The sequence below is a fragment of the Psychrobacter sp. MES7-P7E genome, assembly GCF_002863645.1.
Taxonomy (GTDB): Bacteria; Pseudomonadota; Gammaproteobacteria; order Pseudomonadales; family Moraxellaceae; genus Psychrobacter.
Map to the genome: position 1 here is coordinate 1 of NZ_PJBU01000013.1, position 9,026 is coordinate 9,026.

General features: G+C 41.2%; 9 protein-coding genes and 1 tRNA gene. 4 read left to right on the top strand and 6 right to left on the bottom strand.

Annotated features, from left to right (window positions below):
- Nucleotides 1-205: 205 nt before the first annotated feature.
- Nucleotides 206-418 (bottom strand): PspC domain-containing protein, encoded by a 213-nt coding sequence (locus tag CXF62_RS00880; RefSeq protein ID WP_102092570.1) that lies wholly within the window; start codon nt 416-418, stop codon nt 206-208.
- A gap of 722 nt (nt 419-1,140) precedes the next feature.
- Between CXF62_RS00880 and nadR the strand changes: the two genes are divergently transcribed.
- From nadR to CXF62_RS00895, 3 genes are all read left to right on the top strand, one after another.
- On the top strand, nt 1,141-2,199 hold the full coding sequence (gene nadR, locus CXF62_RS00885) for a multifunctional transcriptional regulator/nicotinamide-nucleotide adenylyltransferase/ribosylnicotinamide kinase NadR (protein WP_102092571.1): 1,059 nt from the start codon (nt 1,141-1,143) through the stop codon (nt 2,197-2,199).
- 126 nt (nt 2,200-2,325) lie between these two features.
- A complete protein-coding gene (pnuC, locus tag CXF62_RS00890; protein ID WP_102092572.1) occupies nt 2,326-3,057 on the top strand; it encodes a nicotinamide riboside transporter PnuC in 732 nt (243 codons plus the stop codon).
- A 222-nt stretch (nt 3,058-3,279) separates the two neighbouring features.
- Nucleotides 3,280-3,714, top strand: a complete 435-nt coding sequence (locus tag CXF62_RS00895; RefSeq protein ID WP_102092573.1) for an Mpo1 family 2-hydroxy fatty acid dioxygenase — start codon at nt 3,280-3,282, stop codon at nt 3,712-3,714.
- Between the two features lie 182 nt (nt 3,715-3,896).
- Here CXF62_RS00895 and CXF62_RS00900 read toward each other — a convergent pair whose 3' ends face one another.
- From CXF62_RS00900 to CXF62_RS00910, 3 genes are all read right to left on the bottom strand, one after another.
- The gene (locus CXF62_RS00900; RefSeq protein ID WP_057761493.1) at nt 3,897-4,508 is read right to left on the bottom strand and encodes a nitroreductase family protein; all 612 of its coding nucleotides are present in this window, start codon (nt 4,506-4,508) and stop codon (nt 3,897-3,899) included.
- Nucleotides 4,509-4,617: 109 nt separating this feature from the next.
- Nucleotides 4,618-5,331 carry a pirin family protein gene (locus CXF62_RS00905; RefSeq protein WP_102092574.1) on the bottom strand — a complete coding sequence of 238 codons (714 nt, stop codon included), beginning with the start codon at nt 5,329-5,331 and terminating at the stop codon, nt 4,618-4,620.
- 349 nt (nt 5,332-5,680) lie between these two features.
- On the bottom strand, nt 5,681-6,058 hold the full coding sequence (locus CXF62_RS00910) for a DoxX family protein (RefSeq protein ID WP_102092575.1): 378 nt from the start codon (nt 6,056-6,058) through the stop codon (nt 5,681-5,683).
- Nucleotides 6,059-6,195: 137 nt separating this feature from the next.
- Between CXF62_RS00910 and CXF62_RS00915 the strand changes: the two genes are divergently transcribed.
- Nucleotides 6,196-7,101: a LysR family transcriptional regulator gene (locus CXF62_RS00915; RefSeq protein WP_102092576.1), complete on the top strand. Its 906-nt coding sequence runs from the start codon at nt 6,196-6,198 to the stop codon at nt 7,099-7,101.
- Between the two features lie 34 nt (nt 7,102-7,135).
- On the opposite strand, the gene CXF62_RS00920 is transcribed toward CXF62_RS00915, so the two are convergent.
- Together CXF62_RS00920 and CXF62_RS00925 are read right to left on the bottom strand one after the other, a co-directional pair.
- Nucleotides 7,136-8,542 carry a Na+/H+ antiporter NhaC family protein gene (locus tag CXF62_RS00920; protein ID WP_102092577.1) on the bottom strand — a complete coding sequence of 469 codons (1,407 nt, stop codon included), beginning with the start codon at nt 8,540-8,542 and terminating at the stop codon, nt 7,136-7,138.
- 210 nt (nt 8,543-8,752) lie between these two features.
- A tRNA-Gly gene (locus tag CXF62_RS00925) sits at nt 8,753-8,827 on the bottom strand.
- Nucleotides 8,828-9,026: the final 199 nt, after the last annotated feature.

A 9,026-nucleotide genomic window follows, 5' to 3' on the forward strand; every position in this document is an offset into this window, starting at 1 on the left:
ATACAATAAATAAAAAAATACCCAAATGCGCTAGCATTCGGGCAGGAGGAAAATTGTGTCTTGGGCATCCTGATTGGTCAGGCTTTTTATTTTTTGAAAGTTTACTGTTTTTAGCAATTACGTCTAACTTAAATTTGGCTCTTTAACTGGTTCAGAAAACCTAATTTTAAAAAAGCTAATTTTAAAAATAACTATCAGACTCCTATTATTGATAAGACTGACTATTGGCTTTTGGCATGATTATCCATAGGATGATATAAATCAAAATGCCTGGTACTGCTGCGCTTAACGATGAGATGATTACGAATAATACTCTCACCCATATTGGCGACCAACCAGCATATTCTGCAATGCCACCCATCACACCTGCTATCATGCGATTGTTTGGTGAGCGATGTAATTTTGCTAACTTAGCCAAATCAAATACCTCTCTATTTTCTATTCTTGTTTATTTTTTTATTCTATTTTTCCGATTGTCTTACGTATTTAGCTAAAACATTATCTTGCTTTGCTAACTTACGAATCAGTATATCAATAATTCAGGATTTATCTGTTTAAGGTATAGCAGTACTTTGTGAGTTTATGCTACTCAAGCTTACCCTAATCTGTCATAGCACCATGCAAGCCCCTGATTTTAAATAGTTATTTCAAAATGTTTCAGAACCATCTTTGTTGCTATAACCTTGCAATTTCGTTTTACATATCTTGTTATTTTTAATTTAATCAAAGAGATAAGCTTGCTTTATCACGCTAAAATCGAGTCAAATTTTTAATAGTCTGAATAATATTTTAGCTAACCAATTTTACTCAGTTAAAAAATCCTCAATTAAAAAACGTGCGATTCCGCGTACATCCGATATACCTTATTTTTACAATAACCCACCTGCAAATCCTCCAAAAGCTTTATACCATGCTGATAAGCAACTTAAGTTTTCAGACGTTCTATGATGAAAGTTGTAACACTGCTCAACTATTAGATAAAAATACCTTTACGAAGAATACTAGAAGTAAAGAACGTGGTTGGTATTACTGTTCTTAATAAATGTCTACTTTGGATCATTTAACTTAGACAGTATTAGCCGTATTCTTTGGAATAGACATGGAACACTGAGATTAAAATAAAAAATAATAAGGATAACTATGTACGACACTGGATTGATGATTGGACATTTTGAGCCCCTGCACTTAGGGCAGATGCGCAGCATATTGGATGCAGCAGGACAAGCCAAAACCTTGCATATCGTTATTATGGCGCATCCATTGCCGCATCCTGATTTTACGATTACCTTACAAGACAAAGCGCGTTGGCTACAGATGGCCTGTGCCGACTTGCCATTTATTCATATTCATACTACTCATGAGAGCGAACTACCGCTGCACGAAAATCTGTATAGTGCCAGTGATGATGTCAGTATTGATGTCGCTGCTAGTAATGCCAAATTGCAACGCTTAATGGACGCACTATCACTATCAGCAGAGACTGTATTGTTTATGGCGAACAACCATCCGCTCACTCGCAATGACATACAAGAGCAGCTGCTTTTGCCAGTCGTTACTACGCCGCTACAGTCTGAGTTTGACTCTTATGCGATTGCGCGTGATCCAGTTGCCCATTGGTCAGCACTTCATCCGCAAGTACGCGCCGACTATACCAAGACTGTCGCTATCGTCGGCGGTGAAAGCTCAGGTAAGACAACGCTAGTCCATAAGCTTGCCAATTATTATGGTGCCAGCTTTGCCCTAGAGATGGGGCGGCTGTATGTCGGTACAGAGTTGGGTGGTAGCGAGGTTGGATTACAGTACAGTGATTATGGCCCTATTTGTCTCGACCATGCTGAGGCAATCCGAGAAGCCAAAGCCCGCGCAACTGCCCCTATCACCATCGTTGATACTGATTTTGTCACTACGCAAGCATTTTGTGAAGAATACGAGGGTCGCACGCATCCTTTTGTGGCTGCTTGTATTGATGAGTTTCGCTTAGACCACACCATCATGCTAGACAACAATACGCCGTGGGTTGATGATGGTATGCGATCTCTAGGTACGCCTGAAGCGCGTGGACGCTTTGAGCACCGTTTGATAGATATTTTTGCGCGTCACGATATTACGCCGCATATGATCGATCAGCCCGACTATGATGCTCGCTACCAGCAAGCACTGTTATTGATTGATCAATATATCTATGGCAAAAAATCATAAACTGTACTGAGCATATTTATAATAATTTATTCACTAGCGCACGTTATTTAACTAGCACACTTTATTTAACTAGCACATGGTAGTTAGCACTATATTGATATCAGTATTTACTTTAGGGGAAAAGCGATGCGTATTCAGCTATTGGACAACATCACCGGAAAATGGGCGATGCAATGGATTATCATTTGGTTTATTTGCGGTGTCATTGCCTTATCTGCGGGTTTTTGGCTCACGACAGACCATACCACGCTTGATTGGTTTTATTTAGCAGTCTCGTTCATTGGTTTGGTCTGCGTAGTCTCGCTATCATTCCGCAAAAACGTCATGGGCAATGGCTTTGGTATGGGGGCAACGGCAGGCGAAGTCATCGTACAGGCAACGTCTGGCGCAGTAGGTTTGATGCTTGCTCCACTATTTAACTTTTTTACCCATGTTTACGGTATCTTTTATTGGTCGAAGCATACTGACCCTGATGGCGACATGATACCCAAGTCAGCGAGTAAAGCTGTTTGGTTAATCACTGCTGCATTTATTATTGTAGGCCTCGCCCTTTTCCCAACCGTCAATGATCTACTGGCGAGCTATGGTTATGCCGTCGTAGAAGATGATAACAGTCTGTTTTTAGGGTTTATTTCTTTCTTTTGGATTAACGTCATTGCCTTTGTGCTATCTATCACGGCTCAGGCAGCTATGATTCTGCGTTACTCATTTAACTGGTGGCTGTGGATCATTGTTAACTTTGTCTGGCTCATCGTGAACCTCATGTCTGGCAACTATATCTTTGCTATTCAGACTATGGTGTATCAAGTAAACGCCTTTATCGGCCTGTATGAATGGCATCGCAGCGAGCAAGGATAATGTGTTTCTTGTAGAAAAGAACCCTTGGGAGTTTGAATAAAATTTCGCTGATATAGCATCAATAGTACGAGTAAACTTGACTGTGCCGTCTATCAGATAACATGGTAGACAGGCGCAATTAGTGCTACAACTGATATTAACAATCATCTTCATACTGAGATTAGTAGCGAGTCCATTAGCTAGTATGAGTTACTCATCTTATTTACTAACAGGCAGGTTAGTATGTCTCGTCAACCAAAAATGTCCAAACGTACGCTAGAGCAATGGCTTAGTGAGTACTCGGTCAGTCACCAGAACTTGGTCAATAAAAAAATCCATTGGCTATGTGTGCCAACCATTTTTGTCAGCCTGTTAGGCATGGGCATATCGCTATCCGTATGGTTTACCTTGGTGCTTAGCGCATTGGTATTATTGTTTTATATACGCTTATCTACGCCACTGTTTTTAGCCATGGGGATGTTTATTCTTATCTGTCTGTCAGTGATGGCAGCGATGCCATGGGGCTTTAAAGCGTGGGCAGCGGTATTTATCGTTGCATGGATTGGCCAATTCATTGGGCATAAAATCGAAGGTAAAAAACCTTCTTTCTTTAAGGATCTACAGTTTTTGTTAATCGGTCCAGCATGGGTGGCTAATAGTTTGATGCAGCGTAAATAGTCGTCAATCTCTGCGTAATTTTTGCAGGAATTTAGATTAGCTGCAGGCTATTGATAACCTCAACAAGAAAATATTACCAATAAAAAAGCGCCACCCAGAGATTACTGAGTGGCGCTTTTTGTTTTACGTAAGCTTTTGGGGCTATTAAGATTTTAGGCCTATATAAAATAGACTACCCTATCTTACGCACCAAACACTTTCATACGCTCTTCGACTGGCTTAAATGCTTTTTCGCCTGCTGGCTGCTCAATTGTTCCAAATACCAATTGTGCATTTAGCGTCCAGTCTTTGTCGATATCCCAAGCGCTGGCTACTTTTTGATCGATTACTGGATTGTAGTGCTGTAAGTTTGCGCCAACATCGATACTGGCTAATGCCGTCCAAATAACATACTGATGCATGGCACTGGTTTGACTTGCCCAGATTGGGAAGTTGTCAGCATATAGTGGCGCGGCTTCTTGCATGCCTCTGACGACTGCTTGATCTTCAAAAAACAGTACCGTACCAGCACCATTACGGAAACCATTGACACGCTCTTTGGTCGATTTGAACTTCTCTTCGTCACCAACGATTTCGCGTAATGTATCTTCGGTCATATCCCACAACTTACGATGGTCATCGCCAAACAATACAACGATACGCGTTGATTGCGAGTTAAACGATGATGGCGTGTGCAAAATAGCATGCTCAACTATTTTCACGATTTCGTCGTTAGCTACTGGCAGTTGGTTGCTTAGCGCATAGATAGAACGACGTTTTTCTGCTAGCTGCTGTAATGTTGTTAAATCTGACATAGTGTTTCTCCATGTTGTTAGTAAAATAATTGTTAATAAAAATAATTTTTAGCGTTAATATTTATTGGTATGAGTACTTTAATTGATAAAGCACTTTGCTATCCGATGACTACATAAATAGCGGCACTTCCATCACCAATACTTTTGCGGCTTCTTTTACGTCTATATCAAAGCTCGCAGTATCCCAAATACCCAAACCATCTCTACTAACCAAAGTATTACCATCTATTACGACTTCACCGCTGAGGACAAATACGTAGACACCGTTGTTAGGATTATTTAATTGGTAAGTTTGCGATATACCTTCGTCAAAATCACCCATGCTAAACCAAGCATCTTGATGAATCCAAACCCCTGCATCATCAGAATAAGGTGATAGCACTTGGCTAAACTCGTTAGGTCGCATGATATCGCCCATATGCACTTGCTGATAACGCGGTGCGACATCCATTTTGTTTGGTATTACCCAAATCTGCAAAAACCTCACAGCCTCTGCATCGTCACCGTTCATTTCACTATGCGTAATGCCTGTACCCGCTGACATCACTTGAATTTCACCAGTCTCTATGACGCCCTCGTTACCGATACTATCGCCATGAGCGAGCTTGCCGGATAGAGGAATACTGATAATTTCCATGTTACGGTGCGAGTGATTGCCAAACCCCTGACCGCCAATGACAAAATCATCATTAATAACGCGTAAGGCACCAAATCCCATACGCTCAGGATTATGATAATTGGCAAAGCTAAAGGTATGTCTGCTTTTAAGCCAGCCATGATTGGCATCGCCACGTGAGGCTGCTGCATGATAGATTGTTTTCATAATTCGTCCTTAGCTATCAACAGATTAACCCTCTATATACTTATTATCGATTAATCTATTTAAACAATGGGCTTATTATAATTATTAATTCTACATAGATAAACAACGCTAAATGCAATTAACTATTCTGTTTTGTAGAACAATCGGAGCAGTTCTAACGTAACATAGATTTTTTACATATATTAGCACAGCTAACTGTATATAAATCACTTTAAGTTATGCTTATATAAAAAACTGTCTGCTGTTGAAATTTCCTGTGAAAATGTACATGACGCTCTTTATTTGAAACTACCCCTTTATGATTGTTCTTCGTAAACGTATAAGAGGTAACTCAGCTACTTATTTTCTATCACTTACTGTCTATTGAGTAAACACCCGCACCATGAGCAAAAATCATCAAAAACCCACCTGCGATCGAAATATTTTTCATAAATGAGATCATCTGTGATTCGTCAGTCCAGAACTGATGAAAAATAATAGCTGACACGATGCTAAACCCAGCAAACAAGAAAGCGATTGGGCGAGCTTTATAACCTAGCAAGATAGCAATACCACCTAGTACTTCAAACGCGATTACCAATGGTAATAACATACCAGGCACACCTACTGACTCCATATAGCCTTGAGTAGTCGCATAATCTGTGATTTTACCAATGCCTGCAAAGATGAAAATGACTGATAATAATAGACGACCGAGCGGTGCGCTCAATTGCTGTAACTTGTCCATAATAATGCTCCAAAAGTGTGTTTAATCATGTCTCTAAGTAGAGAATAGCGCGATTATAGGCGTTGACTAGCATGGGATAAACAGCAATAATCACAAGTATAAGTTCTTGGTGTAAGAACAATCATGAGGCATCGATAATGGGTCAATTAGAAGACATGGCGATGTTTGTACGCATTGTTGAGGCAGGTAGTATTACCAAGGCTGCTGAGCAGTTAAATATTGCAAAATCAGCCGTCAGTCGCCGACTCAAAGAATTGGAAGAGCGTTTAGGCAGTCAATTAATCAGCCGTACTACCCGCCAATCTAAATTGACGCAAGCTGGTGAGCAATATTATCAGCAAGTGAATAATATCTTGCGTGCGGTTGACGCTGTCAATGAGCATGCTACTGACGCTCCTATGCGTATCGAAGGCACATTGAAGATGACAGCGCCGTTATCCTTTGGACTCATGCATCTGAACGATGTGATTGATAAATACGCCAATAAACATCCCAATCTGAGATTCGATCTGGATTTTTCTGACCGACGTATTGATTTGATTGAAGAAGGCTATGAGTTGGCCATTCGAATCGGGGAGCTACAAGATTCTAGCTATCAAGCAAAAAAGTTGGCATTGATTCGTTGTGTGATTTGCGCCAGTCCCGACTATTTGGCAAGAATGGGCACGCCTGAAACGCTAGACGACTTAGACAACCATGCGCTGTTGCAATACAGTCTCGGTCAAACCAATAGTATAAACTTGGTGGATACTGAAGGCAGAAGTCATCATCGTACGATAGATGCCAAAATCAAAGCCACCAATGGTGAGTTCTTAGTAGATTTGGCAGTCAAAGGGCATGGGATTACCTTTGTGCCGACTTTTATTGCTTATAAACAACTGGCGCTGGGCGAGCTTATACCTGTCTTCCAACACTATCAACTGCCAACCCTAACCGCTTATGCTGTTTATCCAAAGAATCGTTTTTTGTCGCAGCGTTGTCGTTACTTGATTGATTTTATTGCAGAGCAATTCGGTGACAATCCGTACTGGGATCAGTATTAATCAACACTCTTATTATCCCTAACGATATCAATTGTTACTGGTTTTGAGTCACCTTCCCCTCTTTTACTCTACTAATCGTCAGCCCCGTAAACCCGAATAGCAGTGTCAATAGCAGTGACAAATAACAGAAGAATGCATAAGGCAGATAGTCTAATACCGGCACCCCTAACGCCTGACTGATAAATACTCCGCACACGCTCCAAGGTACCAGCGGATTAATCACCGTTCCTGCATCCTCAATCGTCCGAGACAAATTCTTCGGATGTAGATGTAGACGCTCAAACGTTGACCGAAATGCTGTACCTGACAACAAGATACTCAAATACTGCTCACCGATCAGCACGTTAATGCTCAATGCAGACATCGCTGCCGCAAAGATCGCTCGCCCTGAAGTCGTCAACGCATCCTTAATACCAGATAGCAGTGCTGGTAGAATCCCTAGTGCCGTTAATAGACCACCTAAGCTTAAGGCTAGTATCACAATCGCCTGGGTAAAGAACATACTCTGTACACCGCCACGCGACAGCATACCACCTACCTCACCTAACTCTAATGACTCAGCAGGGGCATAGCCTGCAAACAGATAACCACCCAATTGACCAAAGCTTGGTGAACTATGGATATAAGTAATGATCAGTGCCGCGGCAATGGTACAGATAATCGTATAAATTGCATTGACCCGAAACAGTGCCAATCCGACTAATACCACAAAGGGTAATACCGAATACCCATGTACTAGACCACTGTCTATCAGTTGTCCTTGCAATATGATTACTTGACTCAGATCAGCACTAGTCGTCTGTCCAGAGAACATCCAAAACAAGATAACTGTCAGTATCCATGCAGGTACTGTCGTATACATCATATTGCGAATGTGCTCAAACAGATCGATACCAACGACAGAGGACGCAATAGTACAAGTATCAGACAATGGTGACATCTTATCACCAAAGAACGCACCTGATACTACTGCCCCTGCTGCTATCGCCACGTTGGCATCAAAGGCGTTACTCATCCCGATAAACGCAACACCCAAAGTCGCAGCTGTAGTTAGACTACTACCCAAGGCAATACCGATAATAGAGGTCAAAATAAAGGCAGAAATGTAATAGTACTCAGGTGAGATCAGCTGAAAGCCTACATACATCAGCGTTGGAATCGCACCCGACATCATCAAAGCCGCCACCATCAGTCCAATAAAGAAGAACAGGTAGATGGCACCAATACCACGCATGACACCTGAGGCCATTTGCGCTTGCATGTCATCAAAGCTCAAACCTTTGTACATACCAATAGCCAGTAGTACACAGATAGCCAAGATAAGAGACAGGTGCGGTACCCAGCCAAAGCCGATCATGGTGATACCCATGATACCGATGACGATGGCGGATATGATAAAGGCGAGCTTAGCACTGATTAATGTGAGGGGTTTTGGTGGCATTGGATGCCCTTATGTTGCTATAGGTTTAATTCGTTCAGGTATTCTGGTGTGCGCATCTATTCTTCAATATTGATAATCTCTATCCTACTTATAGTTAGCTTTATTTTTTGATTTCTATGTTTTCGCTATTAGCTGACTTAGGACAGATTTTACACATAAAAAAAAGCCTCACTGTGAAGTGAGGCTTTTTGCGCTTTTTCAAGCCATATTTGGAGCGGGAAAAGAGATTCGAACTCTCGACCCCAACCTTGGCAAGGTTATGCTCTACCACTGAGCTATTCCCGCTTAGTACCAATCCGTAGCGTTGTTAACAACTACTCCGTCTCGATAGGCTGGCTATTTTAGCAAATATTCTGTGGGTGTCAACACCTTTTTTAGAATTTATTTCTAATATTTTTAGCTAAATGCCCTTTTTATCGGATAAATCAACATAAGCAATTGATTTAAAAACAGGAATTAATTTTAGCTAAATGAAAAATATTTC

Excerpts from the sequence above, each read along its gene's own strand:
- nadR (WP_102092571.1), top strand. The coding sequence starts at position 1,141 with ATGTACGACACTGGATTGATGATTGGACATTTTGAGCCCCTGCACTTA.
- pnuC (WP_102092572.1), top strand. The coding sequence starts at position 2,326 with ATGCGTATTCAGCTATTGGACAACATCACCGGAAAATGGGCGATGCAA.
- CXF62_RS00895 (WP_102092573.1), top strand. The coding sequence starts at position 3,280 with ATGTCTCGTCAACCAAAAATGTCCAAACGTACGCTAGAGCAATGGCTT.
- CXF62_RS00900 (WP_057761493.1), bottom strand. The coding sequence starts at position 4,508 with ATGTCAGATTTAACAACATTACAGCAGCTAGCAGAAAAACGTCGTTCT.
- CXF62_RS00905 (WP_102092574.1), bottom strand. The coding sequence starts at position 5,331 with ATGAAAACAATCTATCATGCAGCAGCCTCACGTGGCGATGCCAATCAT.
- CXF62_RS00910 (WP_102092575.1), bottom strand. The coding sequence starts at position 6,058 with ATGGACAAGTTACAGCAATTGAGCGCACCGCTCGGTCGTCTATTATTA.
- CXF62_RS00915 (WP_102092576.1), top strand. The coding sequence starts at position 6,196 with ATGGGTCAATTAGAAGACATGGCGATGTTTGTACGCATTGTTGAGGCA.
- CXF62_RS00920 (WP_102092577.1), bottom strand. The coding sequence starts at position 8,542 with ATGCCACCAAAACCCCTCACATTAATCAGTGCTAAGCTCGCCTTTATC.